General features: G+C 31.3%; 16 protein-coding genes and 1 tRNA gene. 14 read left to right on the forward strand and 3 right to left on the reverse strand.

The features are described 5' to 3' along the window. The 4 genes from ACWYN7_RS04625 to ACWYN7_RS04640 form a co-directional block, all read left to right on the forward strand. Positions 1 to 2,965: PKD domain-containing protein (locus ACWYN7_RS04625; RefSeq protein ID WP_462858681.1), on the forward strand; the 2,965-nt coding region annotated here is incomplete at its 5' end. 1 nt (position 2,966) lies between these two features. Next, the gene (locus ACWYN7_RS04630) at positions 2,967 to 3,968 is read left to right on the forward strand and encodes a PorP/SprF family type IX secretion system membrane protein (protein ID WP_462858682.1); all 1,002 of its coding nucleotides are present in this window, start codon (positions 2,967 to 2,969) and stop codon (positions 3,966 to 3,968) included. A 9-nt stretch (positions 3,969 to 3,977) separates the two neighbouring features. Then, positions 3,978 to 4,841 carry an endonuclease/exonuclease/phosphatase family protein gene (locus tag ACWYN7_RS04635; RefSeq protein ID WP_462858683.1) on the forward strand — a complete coding sequence of 288 codons (864 nt, stop codon included), beginning with the start codon at positions 3,978 to 3,980 and terminating at the stop codon, positions 4,839 to 4,841. A 353-nt stretch (positions 4,842 to 5,194) separates the two neighbouring features. Continuing rightward, positions 5,195 to 5,593: an HU family DNA-binding protein gene (locus ACWYN7_RS04640; protein ID WP_462858684.1), complete on the forward strand. Its 399-nt coding sequence runs from the start codon at positions 5,195 to 5,197 to the stop codon at positions 5,591 to 5,593. 222 nt (positions 5,594 to 5,815) lie between these two features. On the opposite strand, the gene ACWYN7_RS04645 is transcribed toward ACWYN7_RS04640, so the two are convergent. Next, positions 5,816 to 5,888: transfer RNA gene (locus tag ACWYN7_RS04645), tRNA-Met, on the reverse strand. A 111-nt stretch (positions 5,889 to 5,999) separates the two neighbouring features. Here ACWYN7_RS04645 and era point away from each other — a divergent pair. Next, a complete protein-coding gene (gene era / locus ACWYN7_RS04650; RefSeq protein WP_462858685.1) occupies positions 6,000 to 6,884 on the forward strand; it encodes a GTPase Era in 885 nt (294 codons plus the stop codon). A 19-nt stretch (positions 6,885 to 6,903) separates the two neighbouring features. On the opposite strand, the gene ACWYN7_RS04655 is transcribed toward era, so the two are convergent. Further along, a complete protein-coding gene (locus tag ACWYN7_RS04655) occupies positions 6,904 to 7,428 on the reverse strand; it encodes a GTP-binding protein (RefSeq protein WP_462858686.1) in 525 nt (174 codons plus the stop codon). 80 nt (positions 7,429 to 7,508) lie between these two features. On the opposite strand from ACWYN7_RS04655, the gene der reads away from it, so the two are divergent. The 6 genes from der (at position 7,509) to ACWYN7_RS04685 (ending at position 18,153) form a co-directional block, all read left to right on the forward strand. Further along, the gene (der, locus tag ACWYN7_RS04660) at positions 7,509 to 8,819 is read left to right on the forward strand and encodes a ribosome biogenesis GTPase Der (protein ID WP_462858687.1); all 1,311 of its coding nucleotides are present in this window, start codon (positions 7,509 to 7,511) and stop codon (positions 8,817 to 8,819) included. Between the two features lie 89 nt (positions 8,820 to 8,908). Continuing rightward, entirely contained in the window at positions 8,909 to 10,855 is a 1,947-nt protein-coding gene (locus ACWYN7_RS04665) for a leucine-rich repeat protein (protein WP_462858688.1), read from the forward strand. Positions 10,856 to 11,157: 302 nt separating this feature from the next. Further along, positions 11,158 to 12,666 (forward strand): tetratricopeptide repeat protein, encoded by a 1,509-nt coding sequence (locus ACWYN7_RS04670; RefSeq protein ID WP_462858689.1) that lies wholly within the window; start codon positions 11,158 to 11,160, stop codon positions 12,664 to 12,666. Then, positions 12,666 to 14,273, forward strand: a complete 1,608-nt coding sequence (locus ACWYN7_RS04675; protein ID WP_462858690.1) for a glycosyltransferase family 2 protein — start codon at positions 12,666 to 12,668, stop codon at positions 14,271 to 14,273. The genes ACWYN7_RS04670 and ACWYN7_RS04675 overlap by 1 nt, the downstream gene beginning before the upstream one ends. A 96-nt stretch (positions 14,274 to 14,369) precedes the next feature. Continuing rightward, complete coding sequence (locus ACWYN7_RS04680) at positions 14,370 to 15,554, forward strand: glycoside hydrolase family 26 protein (RefSeq protein ID WP_462858691.1); 1,185 nt, start codon at positions 14,370 to 14,372, stop codon at positions 15,552 to 15,554. Positions 15,555 to 15,765: 211 nt separating this feature from the next. After that, positions 15,766 to 18,153, forward strand: a complete 2,388-nt coding sequence (locus tag ACWYN7_RS04685) for a GAF domain-containing protein (RefSeq protein WP_462858692.1) — start codon at positions 15,766 to 15,768, stop codon at positions 18,151 to 18,153. A gap of 11 nt (positions 18,154 to 18,164) precedes the next feature. Here ACWYN7_RS04685 and ACWYN7_RS04690 read toward each other — a convergent pair whose 3' ends face one another. Beyond that, positions 18,165 to 19,376 (reverse strand): Pycsar system effector family protein, encoded by a 1,212-nt coding sequence (locus tag ACWYN7_RS04690; protein ID WP_462858693.1) that lies wholly within the window; start codon positions 19,374 to 19,376, stop codon positions 18,165 to 18,167. Positions 19,377 to 19,492: 116 nt separating this feature from the next. On the opposite strand from ACWYN7_RS04690, the gene msrB reads away from it, so the two are divergent. From msrB to ACWYN7_RS04705, 3 genes are read left to right on the forward strand one after another with little or no spacing between them, the layout of a single operon-like run. Continuing rightward, positions 19,493 to 19,948, forward strand: coding sequence for a peptide-methionine (R)-S-oxide reductase MsrB (gene msrB, locus ACWYN7_RS04695; protein WP_462858694.1), 456 nt, complete (start codon positions 19,493 to 19,495; stop codon positions 19,946 to 19,948). Then, entirely contained in the window at positions 19,941 to 20,489 is a 549-nt protein-coding gene (msrA, locus tag ACWYN7_RS04700) for a peptide-methionine (S)-S-oxide reductase MsrA (protein WP_462858695.1), read from the forward strand. The genes msrB and msrA overlap by 8 nt, the downstream gene beginning before the upstream one ends. Before the next feature lie 18 nt (positions 20,490 to 20,507). Next, positions 20,508 to 22,064, forward strand: coding sequence for a protein adenylyltransferase SelO (locus ACWYN7_RS04705; RefSeq protein ID WP_462858696.1), 1,557 nt, complete (start codon positions 20,508 to 20,510; stop codon positions 22,062 to 22,064). The last annotated feature ends 60 nt before the right edge of the window (positions 22,065 to 22,124 follow it).

Below are 22,124 nucleotides of genomic sequence, written 5' to 3' on the forward strand. Positions count from 1 at the left end.
AGGAAAAGCTATTACTGGAGCAAATTCTCAAACGTATACACCTGAAACTTCTTCAATTGGTACTTTTTATTATTATGCAGTGATTTCTCAACCAGAATCAGGTTGTAGTATTATTAGTGAGGTTTCTACTGTAAAAATTAATAAAGGTCCAGATTTCACGATTCAACCTACACCTTCTGAAATATGTTTAAATGATACAGCAAAAACCCTAGAAGTAGCTTATGAAAATGGCACAGGAACTGCAACTTATCAATGGTTTTCAAGTGATATTGATTCTAATTCTAATGGAGATGAAATACCTGGTGAAACTAACGCTACTTACAACCCTCCAACTGATAGTGTTGGCGAAATATTTTATTATGCAGTAATTTCTTTCAGTGGTGGTGGTTGTTCTGAAATTGTTTCAGAAACAGCTAGAGTTAAAGTAAATGGAATTCCTGTAATTGCTAATGATAAAATTACAATGTATAGTGAAGCAACTTTCAGTTTTGATCCTAATAGTATTGCTACGAATACAATTCCAGCAGGTACACAATACACTTGGTCTACGCCTACTTTTAGTCCTTCTGGAAGTATCCTTGGTGCATCAGCGGCAACAACTCCACAAAACACTATCAGTCAAACTTTAGAAAATACAGGGACATCACCTATAATAGTTACTTATGTAATTACACCTGCTACTGCAAGTTGTGTGGGAAATCCTTTTACCTTAGAAGTAACTGTAAACCCTAATATTAGTTCAAATACAGTGGTTACCAATATTACTTGTTTTGAAGCAAATGATGGAGCAATTTCAACTAATATTCAAGGTGGAGTTCCTTCTTCAACAGGCAATCCTTATCAGGTTTCTTGGTCTGGCCCTAATGGATTTTCATCAACAGATGCATCCCTATCAAATCTAGAAGCGGGTATTTATACGTTAAGAATAGAAGATAGTTCAGGCTTTTTTATCATAGAAGAATGGACTGTTACGCAACCTGATCTTTTAACAATTTCAAGAGATGTAGTACAAAATATTTCTTGTTTTCAAGGAAATGATGGTACTATAGAGGTTTCTTTTTCTGGAGGGACAGAACCTTATACGTATAACTGGTCTACAACTGATGGCAGTGGAATTATTGCAGGTACTAAAAATCAAAATACACTAACAGCAGGAACCTATTCTTTAGAAGTTGTAGATGCAAATAACTGTATAACACAAGAAACAGTTGTATTAACAGAACCAGATGGACTGAACATTACAACCAGCTTTAAACAAGATATTTTATGTTTTGGCGATGCTACAGGAGCAATTTCTATAGACGTTACTGGTGGTACACAAATTGAAGTTTCTCCCGGCGTTTTCGATTATACCTACAGTTGGTCTGGCCCTGCTGGTTTTACAAGTACATCAAAAAACATTACTAATATAATTGCGGGTACTTATACTGTTGCTGTTACAGACAATCTTGGTTGTACCACTGCTAGCGATATTGTTGTAAATGAATCTACAGAAATTAATATCAATTTCACAAAAAAAGATGTAAGTTGTTATGGAGAAGCAGATGGCGCTTTAGACGTTATTGTTTCTGGTGGTGCAGAACCATATCAAATTTCTTGGAGTAATTTTGCAAACGGATTTTCGCAATCTAATTTAACGGCTGACACTTATATAGCTACAATTACTGATGCTAACAATTGTGTTGAACAAGTTACCATAGAAATTAATCAACCTATATTTTTTATAGACCCTGTGGTTCAGCCTATATCTTGTAACAATGCGAATGATGGATCTGTAGCTTTAAATTTAACAGGTGGAGTTGCCCCAATTAAAGTAACTTGGAGTGATGACCCTACTGCAGGTGTAGAAAGAAATAATTTACCAGCAGGTACTTACACAGTAACGGTTATAGATAGCGACCCAAAACAGTGCCCCATTAAAGAAACATTTACATTTACAAATCCGCCTGCAATTGCAGTTTCGAGTATTGTTACTGATGCTATAGATTGTAACATAGAAAATAGCGGTAGTATAGACATTACTGTTTCTGGAGGTACAGCACCCCTTGAATTTGCTTGGAGTAATGGAGCAATTACAGAAGATTTAGAAGATATACCACAAGGAGATTACAGTGTAACCATTACAGATGCTAATGGATGTGAAGTAAATAGGCAGTTTTCTATTTTTAGACACGATCCTATAGAAATAGAATTTATAGAAAGCTATATTACAGATTGCGACACCAAAACAATCACTAAAAAAATAGAGGCGAAAACCTCTGGAGGATTCTTACCACATACATTAAGTTGGTCTTCTGGAACAGTTTCTGGAGTAAATAATGAGCTTATGACCACCAATCAAATTGGCGCTTATGTACTAACAGTTACTGATGATTCTGGTTGTGTACAAACAAAATCTATTTTAATAGATGAAATATCAACTATTGGCGATCCTGATTTTATCTATGATGCTTTTGCTCTAACTAATTACAACTACTTATCTTTAGAAGACCCCATACAATTTACCAATCTTTCTACTGGTAGTTTTACAAAAGTTACTTGGGACTTTGGAGATGGAAGTTTACCTGTAAATGATGAAAATCCAATTCATACGTACGACGCTGCTGGTAATTATACTGTTAGCCTTACAGTTGAATATGAATCTGGCTGTACTTATACCTCAGAAAAAACGATTGACATAACCATTGGTTATAAGTTAATTAATCCAACTGCTTTTACACCCAATGGAGATGGATATAACGAAACCATTAGGCCCAATTTTTTAGGATTTACAGAAATTGAAATGAACATCTATAACACTTGGGGTGTTCTAATTTATAATGAAAAAGGAACTTCTTTAAAAGGTTGGGATGGTACTATCAAAGATACACCCGCTGAAAACGGAAATTATATAATGGTTGTTAATGGAGTAACTTTTTATAATAAAAATATTACCACCTCAACACCAGTAACATTGCTTAAATAATATGAAAAATCTCGCAATTTTAGTTTTTTTACTGTTATCTACAACAATGTTGTACTCACAAGATGTAATTTTTTCTCAAAACTTTTTAGTACCCGAAACCCTAAACACCTCTTTTACAGGGGCATTAAGATCTTCAAAAGCAGGTACCGTACATAGATCTCAATGGAGAAATTCAGGATTAAAAATGAGTTCAAGTTTTGTGTTTTTTGATACTTGGTTCGAAGGCTATAAAACGGGCTTAGGAATTAGTGCCTTTAATCAAACAGAAAGTGCTTCGTCATACACCTTTAATCAAATTAATTTTAACTATGCCATGGCATTTCAAATTAGTGATTCTTGGTATTTTAGACCAAGTATTTCTGCGGGTTTTGGAACTAAAAACTATGGGTTTCAAAATTTATTATTAGAAGATCAAATCAATTTAAATTCGGGATACGTAAACACCTCTACAATAGACCCCATTCTATTAAAAGAGTTACGCAATTTCTTTGACTTTAGTTCTTCTATTCTTTTTAACAATGATGATTCTTGGATTGGCTTAACTCTTAAGCATTTAAACAAGCCCAACATTTCTTTAACAGAAAATGGTAATGTGCCGTTAGATATTTTTATATCAGCTCATTCTAACATTCTTATTCCAATATTTAACAATTACAGGAATGATTTTTCAGGAATGAGCAAACTATATTTACTTACCAATTTCATGATGCAAGGTAAGTTTAATCGTTTAGATGTAGGTACACAATATGTTGTTGACAATCGTTTCTCTATAGGTGTTTTAGCCTCTACAAGTCCCATTAAAAATGCTAATCAAAGTTCTTCCATTTCTTCCATAACTGCTTTTGCAGGCGTAAAATGGCAAGGGTTTAGATTTGGATATTCATATGATGCTAACACTACCAAACTTTTAAATACTGGTGGTATTCATGAATTTTCTATTTCTTATGATTTTGTAGTTAATATTAGAATGTTAGAACGTTATAAGTGTGTACCTTTCTTTTAATTCTTATAAATGAAAAGCAAGAAACTATTCGTAATCCTTATACTGTTTAACCTAAACAATACTTTAATCTTTGGATTTCAAAAGAATGAAAATCTCTCTGAATTAAAGTTTAAACTTGTTACTTGGAATATACAAGACTTAGGACGCACAAAAAATAACGAAGAAATTCTTTTTATTGCAAAAATTCTAAAAGATTACGATTTGATTGCCTTACAAGAAGTTGTAGCCAAAGACCCAGCAGGAGCAAAAGCCGTAACTAGAATTACAGATGCATTGAATAGATTAGGCAGCAAATGGGACTATAGCATAAGTAATCCCACAAATAGTTCTTCAAGCTATGCTAGTGAGCGATATGCTTTTTTATGGAAAACTTCTAAATTTAGGTTAAAAAAAAGTGCTTTTTTAGATAGTGAACTACAAGGTAAAATAGAAAGAGAACCCTTTATTGGTCTTTTTGAATTTAAGAAAAACAACAGTTCTTTTTATCTAGTTAATATGCATGCCAGAACTTATAATAAACATCCTGAAATGGAAATTGCAAATTTTAAGTTTTATCCTAAACGATTTAAAACAGATCGATTTATTTTTTTAGGTGATTTTAATTTAAGTGAAAAACATACTGTATGGAATCCCCTATATAAAATGGGGTTTAAATCGGCAATTCAAAATCAGCCCACCACATTAAAACGGAAATGCAAAGATGGTTCTTATTTAAATTATTCGATAGATAATATCTACTACAATAACAAATATTTTACACAAAAGAAAGCGTATGCTATTGATTTTGTAGGTAGTTGTAAAGATTTATTAACTGCAAGAAAAATTTCGGATCATTTGCCAGTAGTTTTATTTATATCAGGCAGTAAAGGTTAAAACTTTAGTATATATATAATAATGTTTAATTCCATTAGGGTTTTCTAACACCATACATCAAGAGGCAATGCAACATCCATCAAGACCCATTTGGTATTGCATCAAGACGCAACAACAAAAACTTCAGTAACTTTTGGTACAAACTATAGTAACTTTTAATACAAAGTTACTTATGTTTTGATACAAAGTATAGATACTTTTAGTAAAAAGTACTAGTGTTTTTACCCAAAAGTTATACTATATTTATATAAAAGTTCTAGTATTTTCTGTTAAATATTATAGTATATTTACCATTGGGGTATTTAGTAGCGTTTTAACCCCTTATTCTTGAATCTTTTACAATATACAAAAAAATGGCATTACAGTACAGAATTACCAAAAGAAATAACAGCATTCAAAACAATACCCCACAATACATTTTACAAGCCATAAGCAAGGGCACCATAGATTTAGATAAATTAAGTTCTGATATCAGTAACGAGTGTAGTTTGCATCAAGTAGATGTGCAAGCGGTGCTATATGCATTGGGTATTAAAATGAATTTTTACTTACAAAATGGTCATACAGTAGATATGGGTGATGTGGGTAAATTTAAAATGGGGTTCCAAAGTGTGGCTGCTGGAAGCCCGGAAGCTTTAAGTCCTAAAAAAAACATCAAAAAATTTATCATCAATTACCAACCTTCAATTAAACTAAAACGGATGTTAAAAGCAGGGGTGCAAGTGTTTAAGGAAGGGAGCAGGCATTTATAGATTTTGTTTTTCGTTGTTCGTTGTTCGTTGCTGGTTTATCGTTTTTGCTTTAATCTTAATAGATTTCTCTATTCCGCTCGCGCTTCTATCGAAATGACAGGCGGCTTGTCATTCTGATTGCAATGAAGGAAATTCGTTTTTGTAAAATCTGGCAAGAAAATAAAAGACATAAAAAAACGAATTGTGAAACACAATTCGTTGATTTAAACAGCTTTCGCTTTGTAGCGGGAACTGGACTCGAACCAGTGACCTTCGGGTTATGAGCCCGACGAGCTACCTACTGCTCTATCCCGCGATTTGGACTGCAAATATACAACACAAAGAAACTATTTTCCAAACTTTATTTCATTTATTTTTTTTCAGCCAAAATTTATACACAAAACATAAAACAAACTATCTTTGTTTTATGATACATAAAGCTGGTTTTGTAAATATTATTGGAAATCCTAATGTGGGTAAATCTACATTAATGAACGCACTAGTGGGCGAAAAGCTCTCTATCATCACCCCAAAAGCCCAAACAACTAGACATCGAATATTAGGTATTGTAAATCACGAAGAATATCAAATTGTATTTTCAGACACTCCAGGAATTATAAAACCTGCTTATGAATTACAAGCTTCTATGATGGATTTTGTAAAATCTGCTTTAGATGATGCCGATGTTTTAATCTATATGGTTGAAGTTGGTGAAACTGCCCTAAAAAACGAAGCTTTTTTTAATAAAATTATCAATAGTAAAATACCTGTTATTTTATTATTAAATAAAATTGATAAATCGAACAAAGAAGAGGTTGATAAAAAAATTGCGTATTGGCGAGAAAAAGTACCCAACTCTTTTGTTTATGTAATTTCTGCTTTAGAAAAATTTAATGTAGAATCTGTTTTTTATAAAATTATAGAATTACTACCAGAAGGACCTCCTTTTTATCCTAAAGATCAATTAACAGACAAACCCGAACGCTTTTTTGTAAACGAAAAAATTAGAGAAAAAATTCTAATGCATTACAAAAAAGAAATTCCTTATTCTGTAGAAGTAGAAACCGAAGAATTTATAGAACAAGAAAATATTGTAAGAATCCGTTCTATTATTATGGTAGAACGCGATACTCAAAAAGGAATTATTATTGGCCATAAAGGTGCTGCCATAAAAAGAATTGGTGCTGAAGCTCGTAAAGATTTAGAACGTTTTTTTCAGAAGAAAGTTTTTATAGAATTGTATGTAAAAGTGAATAAAAACTGGAGGAGTGATAAAAATCAATTAAAGCGTTTTGGTTATAATCAAAATTAAATTAACAATTTTTACAGCGTTAATGTTCTATCATTTCTATCATAAAATCGTGTAAATTTTTCATTTGATGTTTCCCTGTACTTTTACCAATTTTTCCTAAAAAATATAAAAGCACCCAAATTAAGGGCAAAATAATCATCATTAAAACAGGAAAAAAAATGGACTCATTTAAAGAAACTCTGGTATACAATAGCATACAAAAAGCAATAAATGAAATGCCGATTACAAAATGCACAAACATAAAAAGTGTCCAAACTGCTGGTTTAGGGCCAAACAATCCTTTTAAAAGTGAGCTTTCTGATGTTTTTTCTATAATTTCTAAATGCAATTGAGGCGACCAAAAATGCTCTTCTTTCTTAGAAACTTTTATAAAAACATGCCCATCAACAATGTTTCCAATTACGTTTGCGTTTTTATTTTTTAATCCTTCAGAAAAACGTTTCAGTATTTCATTACAATTCTCATCAAGGTCTATTGTAAATCTTGGTCTCAGAAAAACTTCGCTATTTCTTTTTTCTATCAACAGGTTTAATTTTTTACCCATAAAAATCTATTTTAGAACCCTTTAAAATTACAATTAAAATCCTTTAGTAAATCGTATCTTTGCAAAAAATTACAAATCAAATGAATAGCATTGTTGCCATTGTAGGAAGACCAAATGTAGGGAAGTCAACACTTTTTAACAGATTGGTACAAAGAAGAGAAGCAATTGTAGATTCGGTTAGCGGAGTTACAAGAGACAGACATTATGGAAAATCTGATTGGAATGGAAAAGAATTTTCTGTAATAGATACAGGAGGTTATGCTGTTGGTTCTGATGACATTTTTGAAGAAGAAATTAGAAAACAAGTAAACCTTGCCATAGACGAAGCAGATATTATTGTTTTTGTGGTTGATGTAGAAGATGGTATAACACCTATGGATGCTGAGGTTGCCAAACTTTTACGCAAAGTTAAAAAGCCAATTTTTATAGCTGTTAACAAAGTTGATAACGCAATGCGTGATGCAGATGCTGTAGAATTTTATAATTTAGGATTAGGAGATTACCACACCATTTCTTCTATAAACGGATCTGGAACTGGAGATTTATTAGATGCTTTAGCAGAAAAAATGCCAGAACCAGAAGCGGTTGATTTAGAAAAAGAAGAATTGCCAAGATTTGCTGTTGTTGGGCGCCCAAATGCTGGTAAATCATCGTTTATAAATGCTTTAATTGGCAAAGACAGAAATATAGTTACAAATATAGCAGGTACAACAAGAGATTCAATTGATACCAAATACAACAGATTTGGTTTCGATTTTAATTTAGTAGATACTGCAGGAATCCGAAAAAAATCGAGAGTAAAAGAAGATTTAGAATTTTATTCTGTAATGCGTGCTGTGCGTTCTATAGAATATTCAGACGTTATTATTTTAGTTGTTGATGCCACTCGTGGATTTGAAGGCCAAGATCAAAATATATTTTGGTTAGCAGAAAAAAACAGAAAAGGAGTTGTCATCTTAATTAATAAATGGGATTTGGTAGAAAAAGAAACCAACACCATGCGCGATTACGAAGCCAAAGTAAAAGAACAAATTGCACCCTTTACAGACGTGCCAATTATTTTTATTTCTGCACTAACAAAACAACGTTTGTTTAAAGCCATAGAAACAGCTGTAGAAGTTTTTGAAAACAGAAAAAACAGAATTTCTACAAGTAAGTTTAACGAAACTATGTTAGAAATCGTTAAAAACTATCCACCACCAGCCATTAAAGGAAAGTTTGTAAAAATTAAATACTGCATGCAGTTGCCAACGCAAACTCCACAATTTGCTTTTTTCTGCAACTTACCTCAATATGTTAGAGATCCGTACAAACGTTTTTTAGAAAATAAGCTAAGAGAAATTTATAATTTTTCTGGTGTACCAATCACTATTTACTTTAGACAGAAATAGTTAAATACCCATCATTTTTAAATAAATAAAAAAATTTTGAGATAACGATTATTTAAATACCTTTGTTATCAACCCCTTAAACAATTAAAATGAGAAAATATTTTTACGCTCTCGCAATCATTTCGATTGCTTTTGCATCATGTACAAGTCCTGCCACAGATGAGGAGGAATTAAATGACACCCCAAATGCTTTAAACGACTCTGCCTCTACAGATGTAGGAATATCAATTAACATTGACGTTTTAAACAATGATAATTTTGGTGATGATGGCCCATCTACAGGAGCAATTTCTGTAATTTCTAATTCAACCGAAAATGGCGGAACAGTTTCTGTAAACACAGCAGGTACACCAAATGACCCAACAGACGATACTATAGATTATACTCCAGAAGCAAATTTTGATGGTACTGATACTTTTGATTATACCATTACAGATAGTGATGGAGATAGCGATACTGCATCAGTTACTGTGGTAGTTATACCTCCTACAGGCCCAGAAGTAGGAACAACTTTTACCATTGGCGATTTAAAATATGTGATTACAAATTCTGATACTAAAGAAGTATCTATAGAAAAAACCACAGAAGATGGCCCTTCTGGTGCATTAGACTTACCTGCAACCATAGATCAATTCGATTTAACGTATAACGTTACTAGTATTGCAGACGAAGGTTTTGCTTATTCTTATAATTTAACAAGTGTAACGATACCAGAAAGCATTACAAGTATTGGTCAGTTAGCTTTTTACGATTCTTCTAGAATAACAAGCATAGATGTACCTGATACTGTATCAAACATAGAACATACAGCTTTTGGACAATGTAAAAGTTTAACATCCATAAATATTCCTGCAGCAACAGATAATTTAGCTGAAAATGTTTTCTTCGGATGCGAAAGTTTAACCTCTATTACGATACCATCAACAATAACTAGCATTGGGAATTCTGCTTTTTATTACTGCAGTAGTTTAAATAATGTTACCATTCCAGATAGTGTAGCCAATGAAGATATGGGTACTGCTGTTTTTGGTTATTGTAATTCTTTAACTACAGTAACTTTTCCTTCTAGTTATACAACAATCCCTGAAGCTACCTTTTATGCCTGTAATAATTTAGAAACGTATACGATACCAAGTAATATAACTACTATAGAGAATTCGGCATTTTATTCGTGCTCAGTTTTAAAAGAAATTACTATTCCAGATACCGTAACCAACATTGGTGACTCTGCATTTGGTTTATGTGTTAATATGACAAAAGCTGTAATTCCAGATAATTTTACAAGCTTAGCAGACAATTTATTTTATGAGTGTTCTAAACTTACAGATATCACCATACCTAATAGTGTAACAAGTATTGGAAACGCTGTTTTTTATGGATGTGCTACTTTAGAAAACATTAGTATACCAAATAGTGTAACAAGTATTGGTAGTGCTGCCTTTGGAAATTGTTTTAGCTTAAAGAATTTTGATTTACCAAGTGGTTTAACAAGCATTGAAGCGACTCTTTTTTGGAACTGCAGCAGCTTAACTGAAATTAACATCCCTAACAATGTAAACACCATAAAAGATGGTGCATTTGGAGGATGTAATAGTATAACAGAAATTACCATACCAGAGGGTATTACTACAATTCCAGAAAACACTTTTTACGCTTGTAGTAGTTTAACTGATGTTAATTTTCCGAGTACGTTAACTAGCATTGGAAAAACTGCTTTTGGTCTTTGCTCTAGTTTAACGAGTTTTACAGTTCCAAATACAATTACCAATATCGCTGAGTATACATTTTTTCAATGTACTAGTTTAACAGATGTTGTTATACCAAGTAGCATCACTAACATAGAAGACAATGCTTTTAATAACTGTGGTAGTTTACAAAACGTAACAGTAGATATTGAAACACCACTTACTATAGATGCAAATGTTTTTGAATATATTTCTTTAATCAACTCAACTTTAAAAGTACCAGCAAGTGCAGTATCAGCATATAGCGCTGCTGCAGTTTGGCAAGGATTTGGTACTATAAGTGCTTTATAATTATTTGTTGAACTTAATCTTTAAGTATTCAACTTATCAAAAAGAGTAAGAAGTAGTTTTCGATAAAAATCTATTATGATTTTTGTGTAATAACATAAAAAGGTGTTTCTACAATATCGTAGAAACACCTTAATTTGAAAAGGTTTTAGACAAGTATTCCTAGTACCTTAAGGCAGTTAAAACTCTTCTAAAATTAGATAGTTATCTCGATATAAATATATATATTTGTCTCTTTTGGTTAAGATGATCATGCTTGTTTATCAATATTTTAATAGTCAATAATTCTTATTAAACAAATATTTATGAATTTAACAAGAGTAGGAAATGTTTTAAAAACTACTACTGTTTTCTTTTTTATTTTTTTAAATATTACTGTTTTTTCTCAAAATCAGTCTAATCCCTCCTCTTTAAAAAAAGATTTAGATACCCTTAAAAGCGCCAACGAAATACTTGCGGTTTCTAAAGATTATATATCAAAAAAAGAATACAATAAAGCTGTATTATTTTTATCTGAACATTATGATAAATTTTCTGAGAACCTGTATATAAACTGGTTATATGCTTATGCGCTTTCTATGGATAATAACAATTCTGAAGCAAATAGCAAATTTAAAAAAGCAATTTCTATTGATGCTACCAATAAAGATCTGCAATTAGATTATGCTCGTTTTTTATATAAAATTGGTAAAATAAATAAGGTAGAAACTATTTTATCTAATTTTTTGGATGATAATTCTAAAAATGTAGAATTTTTAATGATGCAAGCAAACATTAATTTTTGGAAAGGAGATCTAAAAAATGCGAGAAGCATAATTACCAAAATCAATAAAATTTACCCAAACACAAATTATACAAAAAATTTAGAATCAGAAATTGAATCTGTAACTGCAACTTATATAAAGGCTAATTTTGAATATCAAACGGATTCTCAACCTTTAGATTATTTTGCGAGCCATATTACAATAGGAGAATATATTTCGAGGTTTTTAAGTCCTCAATTAGAAGTATCAAGATATAGTTTTTCACCAGAAAACGAAGACGCTTTAACCATTCAATTAAAAAATCAATTTTATTTTAATAAGCTTAAACTTAAAGCAAATGTATTTGGAGGAATCTATATCAATCATTCTGATAATTCTGATTGGATTGGCGGTTTAAGCATCACAAAAGAGCTGTTCAAAAAAACCTCATTAAAGGTGGGTTATGCAAAAAAGAATCTATTAGGTACAATTGCTAGTACCTCTATTAATTTAACGTATCAAAGCCTTTTTGGCGAATTAGATTACAGTAATAAATGGATGGTTTTGCATTCTTGGTACGACCATCAAATGTTTACTGATGACAATAAAATACAATCGTTTGGGGCTTGGATATTATCGCAACCCATAAAATTTAAAAAGTTTAATTTTCAAATTGGATATAGCTTTAATTATACAGATTCTGAAGACACTCTATTTTTCTTTGACAACCAAGGTGTAGGTGTATATAACCCTTATTTTACACCCGAAGAACAAGAAATCCATTCAGGTATATTTATTGTAAATTACAAGCCTACCAAAAAAATATCACTAGAAGCAAAAGTAAATTATGGTTTTGTTGGTAATATAAGAAACCCTTATCCTGTAACTACTACAGCTAATACAATTGAGATAGGTGGTTTTTACGATGCTACTTTTACACCAAAAGAATTTACTGGAAATATTAAATATAATTTTTCAAATAATTTTATTGCAAATATCACCTACATAGATCAAGAAACATTCTTCTATAATAGAAAAAATATTAACTTCGGATTAAACTTTATATTTTAATGAATTCAAAATTAAGAGATGATTTATTTGTATTTAAGCAAGCTAAAAAGGTAACTAGTTTAGACAAAGCCATCTTTTTAGGTTTAACACTTGCTGGATTACTTAGTATGTTTAATTTAATGGAGTGGTGGTTTAGAAAAGAACATATTGAAAACTTCTTTCTATTCATTGTTTTAAGTTTACTTTTTGGCTATGGAGTAATCAGAATAGCCTTAATTTGGATAAATTATTTAAGAATTAAAAAACCAACAGAAGTACCAGTTCCAAAAAAAGATTTAAGTGTTGCTGTTTTTACAACTTCTTCTCCTGGAGAGCCATTATCGATGTTTGAAACTACTTTAAAGGCCTTAGAAAACTTAGACTATCCACATACTACGTATTTATTAGATGATACAGAAGATATTGCCTTTAAAGAACTCGCTGAAAAACATGGTGCAGTATGGCTAAATTTAGTGAATATACCAGGTGCAAAAGCAGGTAAAATTAACGAAGCTTTAAAAATTACCAAAGAAGAATTTATTTTAGTTTTAGATCCAGATCATATTGTTTTTCCAAACTTTTTAGACCAAACATTAGGCTTTTTTCAAGATGAAAAAGTAGGCTTTGTTCAGGTAAGTCAAGGATATTATAACATGTTTCGCTCTTTTACAGCACAAGCAGCAGCAGAACAAACCTATACTTTTTACGGACCTACACAAATGGCTTTATATGGTTATGGAGGTGCTGTAGCTATTGGAGCTAATTGTACTTTTAGAAGAAAAGCCTTAGAAAGTATTGGTGGTCATGCCACAGGTTTATCCGAAGATTTAAACACCTCAATTAGAATACATTCTAAAGGATGGAAATCAGTCTACAACCCTGTTATTGTAAGTAGAGGTTTAGTGCCAGAAGATTTTACATCTTTTTGCAAACAACAATTAAAATGGGCAAGAGGAGTTTTTGAAATGCTATTTGATGAAATGCCAAGAGCGTACAAAACACTTAGTTTTTGGCAAAAATTGTCTTATTTTTCAATAGGAACTTACTATTTGGTAGGACCAATGACAGCTTTTTTTGTTCTAGTTCCCATCTTATTTTTTACAACAAAAATAAGTCCTGCTAGTATGGACTTTGCAGAATTTATTGTTCTTGGAGCACCAATTGTATTAATTGCAATCTTAATTTATGCTCATGCACAACGTTTTTTATGCGATACAAAAACGGAAAGAGGCATCCATTGGAGAGGAATGGTTTTAAAATATTCATGTTGGCCTGTATTTACTTATGCCTTTTTATTAGCTCTTATCAACAAAAAAGTTCCATACATACCTACTGCAAAAGTTGCGGTTAAAGGTTTTATGAGTCCGTTTGTAAAACCATTAATTATATATTGTGTGTTTTTTATACTAATGGTTGTTGGTATATATATTGAAAGAAGATACTACATTTCGCAAAGTGAATTAATTTTAACAGCTGAAAAAACTTGGGGAATGCTAGGTTTTGCTCTAATTGCATTTGTGCAATTTTTCGGCGGTATTGTTGCTGCTTACAAATCTTTGTATTTAAAAGCAGAAAATGCATGGAGCAGAATACTAATATCAAAAGACAAAAAAATAAAGGTAAAATAAAAGCTGAAGAGTAAAATTAAAAACCCCAGGTTTTAACTCTAAAGTTATATCTGATTAAATTTAAGAATTAGAACCGAAATAAAATAAATATAAATTATGTCATCAATTAAAAAAAAATTTAAGAGACTGTTTAATGTACTTCTTGCTTTAGTATTAGGCTATTTTATTGTTTACGGTTTATCTACTGTAAGCAAGAGTTCTAAGGGGCCTTTAGGCGGATTCTTGGAGAGTGTAGGCAATATGGTTAAAGATATTGAACAAGACAAAATCTTAGGAAAACGAGAAGAAAATAGAGGAAAAAAATTAGCTTGGTTTAAAGATCAAAGAAAAAATAAATATGCACTTTTAAAAACCAAAAACATTCTTTTTGGGGCTGCAGATGATAGTAATGGTGAGTCTTACGAAAACATTATTAATTTAGAAGATTCCTTAGCACTAACCTTTCCAATTATACAAATTTACAAAGCTTGGGGAGAGGGTCAGATTTACGATTTCCCTAAAAATAAAGTAGATGCCATTGTAAGAATTGGTTCTGTACCCATGATTACTTGGGAACCTTGGTTAGAAAAATTTTCACAAGAAAACTTTCCAGAAATCAGTAATTTAGAACAAAGAAACGATCATGGTTTGTTATCTATTGCTAATGGACATTATGATGCCTATATAAAAGAATGGGCTACTGAAGCTGCTAAAGTAGATACACCTATTTACTTAAGAGTAGGTCATGAAATGAATGACCCTTATCGTTATCCATGGGGGCCACAAAATAATGATCCAGAAGAATATATTGCGGCTTTTAGACACATTAGAAATGTTTTCGAATCTGTGGGTGCCTCAAATATTATTTGGGTTTGGAGTCCGCATTTATCTTATGGAAAGTTTCAAGAATACTATCCTGGAGCTGAATTTGTAGATATTATTGCAACAGGAGTATTAAATTATGGAACAAGTACGAGTTGGAGTGACTGGTGGACTTTTAAAGAAATTTTTGGTAATTTTTATAATGATTTAGCCGCTTTTTACAAACCTATAATGATTGCCGAGTTTGGCTCTTTAAAGCCTGGTGGAAATAGAGCAGATTGGTTTGCAGATGCGCTTCAAGATTTTAATAAAAAATATCCGTATGTAAACGCCATTGTATTTTTTCATTATGCAAGTGATGGAACCATTACTTATAAAAACGTAGATTGGTTTATTAAAAATGATAGCGAAGTTACTACAGCCATTAAAAACGAGTTAAAAAAATGGCCAGAAAATATTAAACAACCAGGCATGGAATAGTATTTTATCTTCCATAAAACTTTACAATTTCAATTTACAAAAACTGGCTTAGGTCAGTTTTTGTTGTTTTATGCACTTTTTTAAAAATTTATACTTATCTTATACAAACAACAATGCGTAATTATCATAGTAGAATAAAAATAATTGTACTTTTGTAACCTTTCCCCCATTTTTACGTCTTAATAGATACCTTTATTATAACTAATATATTATGAGAATCATAGAAGCTAATAATTTTGACGATGTAGAATTACCACTACAACTTTTCGTTTCCTTTAAAAAGGTATATGAGTTGTTCCAAAAATATGCAGATATAGAGTTTAAAGGTCATCCGTATCACAACTCTGCTATAGAAATGATAAAGTTGTTTAATAAACACCCGCAACTGGTAGATGGGTTTTCAGATTACTCAATCTTAGAAAAAAATAAAGAACAAATAGAATTACTATTAAACCCCTTATTTCCAGAACCTTTGTTGATGAACGAAATAAAAGCAGCAAGTGTTCCTTTCTCTTTTACATCGTTTAAATTTACAGATCGTTTTAAAAATATATTAGATAATGCTGGCGATGATTACGAATTTAACGTTCGTAATTTCGAAGACGATAGCATGTACATTATGGCATGTACATTTATCCTTGGTTTTGTTTATGGCTATAATATTGATGTAAAAAGACCTTTTTATTTTGATATTCCTGATAAAAAAACAGGAACTATGAAATATTATAGAGCCGCTTTTAATGCCGACTTTTCAGAAGTTATACCCACAGAAAAAGCACCGCAATTAACGCAAGAAGATTTTCAAGAATTATTAAATAACTTTGAAAATATTGATATTTGGAGAGAAAAATTTCCACCAAACAGTTATATTTTTAAAGGCTTTGGTTTAGTGAGTTTGTTTGATGTAACATCCGAAGAAATGTTATCTCAAATAAAAGCAAATTTACTTTCTGGTGGAGATGATTTAATCTACAAATTACAAAACAACCTAAGAGATTTTTATAGCATTAAAGACTTAAAATTAGGCTTTTCTATTTTCGATAACATCAATACTAAAGTTTGTGCAACTGTTGGAAAAAAATCGAACAGCATAATTCTAAATAAAAACGCAGAAATAAAATGTGATGAAAACTACTTTTGCGAAAGCATTATGAAAAAAGTTTTTGTAGATCATGAAACATTTATAATTTCTGATGTAGAGCAATATGGTTTAGATACCGATAAAAATCCTTTTTATCAAAACCTGCATGATTCTGGTATACAAAGTATCATATTAATACCAATTGTTGCTACAGGAAATGGAGATTTGGCCTTATTAGAAATTGCTTCTCAAAGAGCTTACGATTTAAATTCGGTTACGATTAATAAACTAAAAGACATTATTCCTGTTTTTGAAGCTGCTGTAAAAAGAACTTCAGAAGAGCGTCAAAATGTTTTAGAAGCAACCATTCAAGAGAATTATACCTCAATTCATCCTGCTGTAAAATGGCGATTTTACGAAGCAGCAGAAAAATATCATCAAGAATCTTTAGCTAGCGAAAACGCAAAATTAGATGAAATTGTTTTTAATGAGGTATATCCGTTATTTGGTCAGAGTGATATTAAAGGTTCTTCTGATGCAAGAAATACAGCCATAAAAGAAGATTTAACTACCCAATTAACTTTGGCAATTTCTGTATTAAAAGATGCTTGTAAAACAGAAAAACTACCAATTTATAACGAACTTATGTTCCGTGTTTCATCATATTTAAAAGATGTACAAGAAGGCTTAAACGCGGGTGATGAAGTAAGTATTTTAGACTTTTTAAGCAGCGAAATCTATCCCGTTTTTGGTCATATAAAAGATATTAGCAAAGAGCTTTCTGAGAAAGTTAAAATTTATATGAATCGTTTAGACAAAGATTTACATGTTGTTTACGAAAAGAGAAAAGAATATGAAGAAAGTGTTACGCTTTTAAATGATAAACTGGCAAAATTTATAGACAATAAGCAAAAAGATGTGCAAGAAATGTTTCCTCATTATTTTGAGCGATACAAAACAGATGGTGTAGAATACAACATGTACATTGGGCAATCTATTACCAAGTCTAAAACTTTCGACAATCTGTATTTGTACAACCTTCGTTTATGGCAACTTAAAGTTACTTGCGAAATGGAAAATCTAGCTTTTTACGAACGTAAAAACATGAAAAACGATTTGCGTGTGGCTTCCTTAATTTTAGTTCATAGCAATCCTATGGCTATTAAGTTTAGAATGGACGAAAAACAGTTCGATGTAGATGGCGCTTACAACATAAGGTACGAAATCATAAAAAAACGTATAGACAAAGCCAATATTAAAGGTACTCAAGATCGCTTAACAGTTCCTGGTAAAATTGCAATTGTATACTCGCAAGAAAAAGATGCTGTTGAGTACTCTAAATACATTGCTTACCTACAATCTAGAAATCAATTGGGTAAACTAGAACACTTAGAGTTAGAAGATTTACAAGGTGTTTCTGGGTTAAAAGCACTTAGAGTAGAAGTTATCTATCAAGAAGACTTTAACGAAAAAGAAACGTTTTCTTTTAACGATTTAATGAAAGAAATAGAGGCTTAATTTTAAAGATTCTATAAAGTATGTGGGCTGGTTCCTTGTACTGCAAAAGCAATAGAAAAGGCAATAACACTAACAATTATACCAATCATAAATACAGTATAAGTAGTTCTTAAAAGATTGTATTTTCTGTTTAATACTAAACCTAAAAAGTATAAATCTTTGGTTAAAGAACCATATAAATAATCTTTATCATTCATCATTTCTTGAATCCCCCATTCAAATTCTTCTAATTTCATTTGATGAAAATTACCAAAAAACAATAAGTTCACTTTTTTATTGGCAACATCTTCTTTGGTAAATTTTCCTTGGGTAACATTGGGTCTTGTTGCTAAGATGGATAAAACCATAGAAATAACCGTAAAAAGCACAAAAATTATAGACGGCACTAATAAATAATCGTTAGAAGGATTATCTAATTTAGGAATTAAAGTAGACAAAGACATCGAGATAATAATGGCGTTTACAGAAAGTAAAATATTTGCCTTAGTATCTGCAATATCACTCAAAGTTATGTGGTTTCTTAAAGCCACTCTAAACATGGTTTCTACACCTCTTTCAGGAACATCGCTCTTGTTCTTTTTAATATCTAAAGCCTCTTGTTTCTGATTAAATTTCTTGGTATTATTGGCAATCTCTTTTTGACTTTTAATTAATTTAGCCAAGTTTTTCGCCTTTCTTTTGCTCCAGTTTTTTAAAGCATAATCTGTATAAAACTTCTGAGTTATGGTAAAAAATTCGATATTACCACTAATCCAATCAATTTCAGACATCTTTCTTTTGTCTGTTAATTCCCACTCTTTTCTAAGTAAAGCAGTATAATCTAAAAAGTTTTTAGAAGCCAAATGTGCACAATCTGCATCAACAATAATTTCTTCTAATTTATCTGTAGGTTTAACCCCCATTTTAGTAGCTAAAATAATTCTAGAAATTACCTCAATTCTTTTAGCACTTACTTCATTATCTTTTAGCCAATTAACAGCAATTTTAACACTTTCTTCTTCGTGGTTTTCGGCTCCTTTTACAAAACCAGTGTCATGAAACCAAGCTGCCAATAAAACATCTTCGCTTTCTTCTTCTGTTATTTCTATATTTTCACAAATTTCTGTAGTATTTTCTACCACTCTTTGTGTGTGAGAAATATTATGATAAACATACTTCTTATCTAAATTTTTACTTAAAAAATTTAGTACATAAAGTTCTGCTTTAGATGTTAATTTACTCATTATTAAAATTATTTATATCAAAAGTAAGGAATAAAATCAACTTTTTATTCTATTCATTTAGTTGTAAATTTATAGTAAATTTTACGACTATTTAAATCAAATACAAAAAAATAAGAATGCTTACTTGGAAAAATATAATTAGTTACACTATAAACGGGAATCCTACTCCAGATAAAAGAGTAGAAAAATCCGATAAAGAATGGAAAGAGCAGTTAACTGCAGAACAATTTAGAATTACACGTAAAAAAGGCACAGAAAGACCACATTCTGGAGATTTATGTAGCATTTACGACGAAGGCCAATACAACTGTGTTTGTTGCAACACACCATTATTCGATTCTACAATTAAATTCGAATCTAGTTCTGGCTGGCCTAGTTTTACACAACCTATAAAAGAAAACGCAATAAAATACCATAAAGACACTTCTTTGGGTATGGTTAGGGTTGAAGTGATGTGCAATACTTGCGATGCACATTTGGGGCATATTTTTCCTGATGGACCAGAACCAAGTGGTTTGCGTTATTGCATTAACTCAGAATCTATGATTTTAGACAAAAAAGAAAATGAATAAAAACTTACAACTTGCCACAATTGGAGGTGGATGTTTTTGGTGCACAGAAGCTGTGTTTCAAGAAGTAAAAGGGGTAGAAAAAGTAGTTTCGGGTTATTCTGGTGGCAGTGCTCCTGGCAAACCAACTTATAGAGAAATTTGCTCGGGTTTAACAGGTCATGCAGAAGTAATTCAAGTAACTTTTAATGCAGATGTTATTTCTTACGAAGACATTTTGGTAATTTTCATGACTACGCATGATCCAACCACTTTAAACAGACAAGGGGCAGATAGAGGCACACAATACAGATCTGTAATTTATTACCATAATGAAACTCAAAAAGAAATTGCAGCAAATGTTTTAGACAAAGTTCAGCCTTATTATAACGATAAAATTGTAACAGAAATCAGTCCTTTAGATATTTTTTACGAAGCAGAATTAGAACATCAAAATTATTATAGAGACAATAAAAGACAAGGTTATTGCACTTTTGTAATTGAACCAAAATTATCGAAATTAAGACAATTACACGCAGATAAATTAAAATTACAAGGCGTATAAATTCGTTGTTACCACTTTATGAAGCTCAATATAAAAAATACATTTACCTCAGAATTACCTTCGGATAAAATTCTTGAAAACACAAGAAGACAAGTTGCTGAAGCTGTTTTCTCTTATGTACATCCTAAAAAAACAAAAGCACCCAAAGTAATTCACGTTTCGCAAGAAATGGCATCAGAATTAGGCATCACAAAAGAAGAAACTGAAACAGTTTTTTTTAAAAACATTGTTACTGGTAATGAGATTTGCCCAAACACAAAACCTTACGCAATGTGTTATGGTGGTCATCAATTTGGCAATTGGGCAGGACAATTAGGTGATGGTAGAGCCATAAATTTATTCGAGGTTGAACATCAAAATAAAAACTGGAAAGTACAATTAAAAGGTGCTGGCGAAACTCCATATTCTAGAACTGCAGATGGTTTGGCTGTTTTACGATCGTCAATTAGAGAGTATTTGTGCAGTGAGGCCATGTTTCATTTAGGCATACCCACAACTCGAGCTTTGTCTTTAAGTTTATCTGGCGATCAAGTTTTACGCGATGTTTTATACAATGGAAATCCGGCTTACGAAAAAGGCGCCATTGTTTCTCGTATTTCTCCATCGTTTTTACGTTTTGGAAATTATGAAATTTTTACTGCCAGAAAAGACATCAAAAATTTAAAGTTATTGGTAGATTATACCATTAAACATCATTTTTCAGCTTTAGGAAAACCTTCAAAAGAAACCTATATCAACTTTTTTAAAGCGGTTTCTGAACGTACGTTAAAGATGATTATTGATTGGCAAAGAGTGGGTTTTGTACATGGAGTGATGAATACTGATAACATGTCAATTCTTGGTTTAACCATAGATTATGGGCCTTATGGATGGTTAGAAGGTTTCGATTTTGGATGGACACCAAACACTACAGACAGGCAAAACAAACGCTACAGATATGGAAATCAGCCAAATATTGGGTTATGGAATTTGTATCAACTCGCAAATGCTCTGTACCCAATAATTGAAGAAGTTGCTCCTTTAGAAGCTATTTTAAATCAATATAAAACGGACTTTGAGAAACAATCTTTACAAATGATGAAAAGCAAATTAGGCTTATTTGTTACTGATGAAGATGATGTTGAATTGATTCAAAATTTAGAAGATAATTTACAATTGATAGAAACAGACATGACCATTTTCTTTAGAAATTTAAGCAATTTTTCTGATGATAAAACCGGACTAAAATTAATAGAAAATGCTTTTTACAATGTAGAACATCTTACAGATGATGTAAAAAATAGATGGAATTCTTGGTTAAAAAAATACGCTGATAGACTTAAAATAGAACGAGTTTCATCCGAAGAAAGAAAAGAAAAAATGGATTTAGTAAATCCTAAATTCGTTTTAAGAAATTACATGGCACAATTTGCAATTGATGAAGCTGACAAAGGAAATTACGGTTTAATTGATGAGCTTTTTCAACTCTTAAAAAACCCGTATGCAGAGCAACCAAAGCATGAAAAATGGTTTGCAAAAAGACCTGAATGGGCTAGAAATAAAGTGGGCTGTTCTATGTTGTCTTGTAGTTCTTAAAACTTTATCAAAGCGTATATATTAATTATCTTTCAGGTTTGGAAAAACTGAAAAAGTTTA

Source organism: Polaribacter sp. M10, from assembly GCF_054968445.1.

Bases quoted from the DNA above. Each gene is read 5' to 3' on its own strand.
- ACWYN7_RS04670 (WP_462858689.1), top strand. From the start codon at position 11,158: ATGAATTTAACAAGAGTAGGAAATGTTTTAAAAACTACTACTGTTTTC.
- ACWYN7_RS04675 (WP_462858690.1), top strand. From the start codon at position 12,666: ATGAATTCAAAATTAAGAGATGATTTATTTGTATTTAAGCAAGCTAAA.
- ACWYN7_RS04635 (WP_462858683.1), top strand. From the start codon at position 3,978: ATGAAAAGCAAGAAACTATTCGTAATCCTTATACTGTTTAACCTAAAC.
- msrA (WP_462858695.1), top strand. From the start codon at position 19,941: ATGAATAAAAACTTACAACTTGCCACAATTGGAGGTGGATGTTTTTGG.
- der (WP_462858687.1), top strand. From the start codon at position 7,509: ATGAATAGCATTGTTGCCATTGTAGGAAGACCAAATGTAGGGAAGTCA.
- ACWYN7_RS04655 (WP_462858686.1), bottom strand. From the start codon at position 7,428: ATGGGTAAAAAATTAAACCTGTTGATAGAAAAAAGAAATAGCGAAGTT.
- ACWYN7_RS04665 (WP_462858688.1), top strand. From the start codon at position 8,909: ATGAGAAAATATTTTTACGCTCTCGCAATCATTTCGATTGCTTTTGCA.
- ACWYN7_RS04630 (WP_462858682.1), top strand. From the start codon at position 2,967: ATGAAAAATCTCGCAATTTTAGTTTTTTTACTGTTATCTACAACAATG.
- ACWYN7_RS04680 (WP_462858691.1), top strand. From the start codon at position 14,370: ATGTCATCAATTAAAAAAAAATTTAAGAGACTGTTTAATGTACTTCTT.
- ACWYN7_RS04705 (WP_462858696.1), top strand. From the start codon at position 20,508: ATGAAGCTCAATATAAAAAATACATTTACCTCAGAATTACCTTCGGAT.
- ACWYN7_RS04640 (WP_462858684.1), top strand. From the start codon at position 5,195: ATGGCATTACAGTACAGAATTACCAAAAGAAATAACAGCATTCAAAAC.
- msrB (WP_462858694.1), top strand. From the start codon at position 19,493: ATGCTTACTTGGAAAAATATAATTAGTTACACTATAAACGGGAATCCT.
- ACWYN7_RS04690 (WP_462858693.1), bottom strand. From the start codon at position 19,376: ATGAGTAAATTAACATCTAAAGCAGAACTTTATGTACTAAATTTTTTA.
- ACWYN7_RS04685 (WP_462858692.1), top strand. From the start codon at position 15,766: ATGAGAATCATAGAAGCTAATAATTTTGACGATGTAGAATTACCACTA.
- era (WP_462858685.1), top strand. From the start codon at position 6,000: ATGATACATAAAGCTGGTTTTGTAAATATTATTGGAAATCCTAATGTG.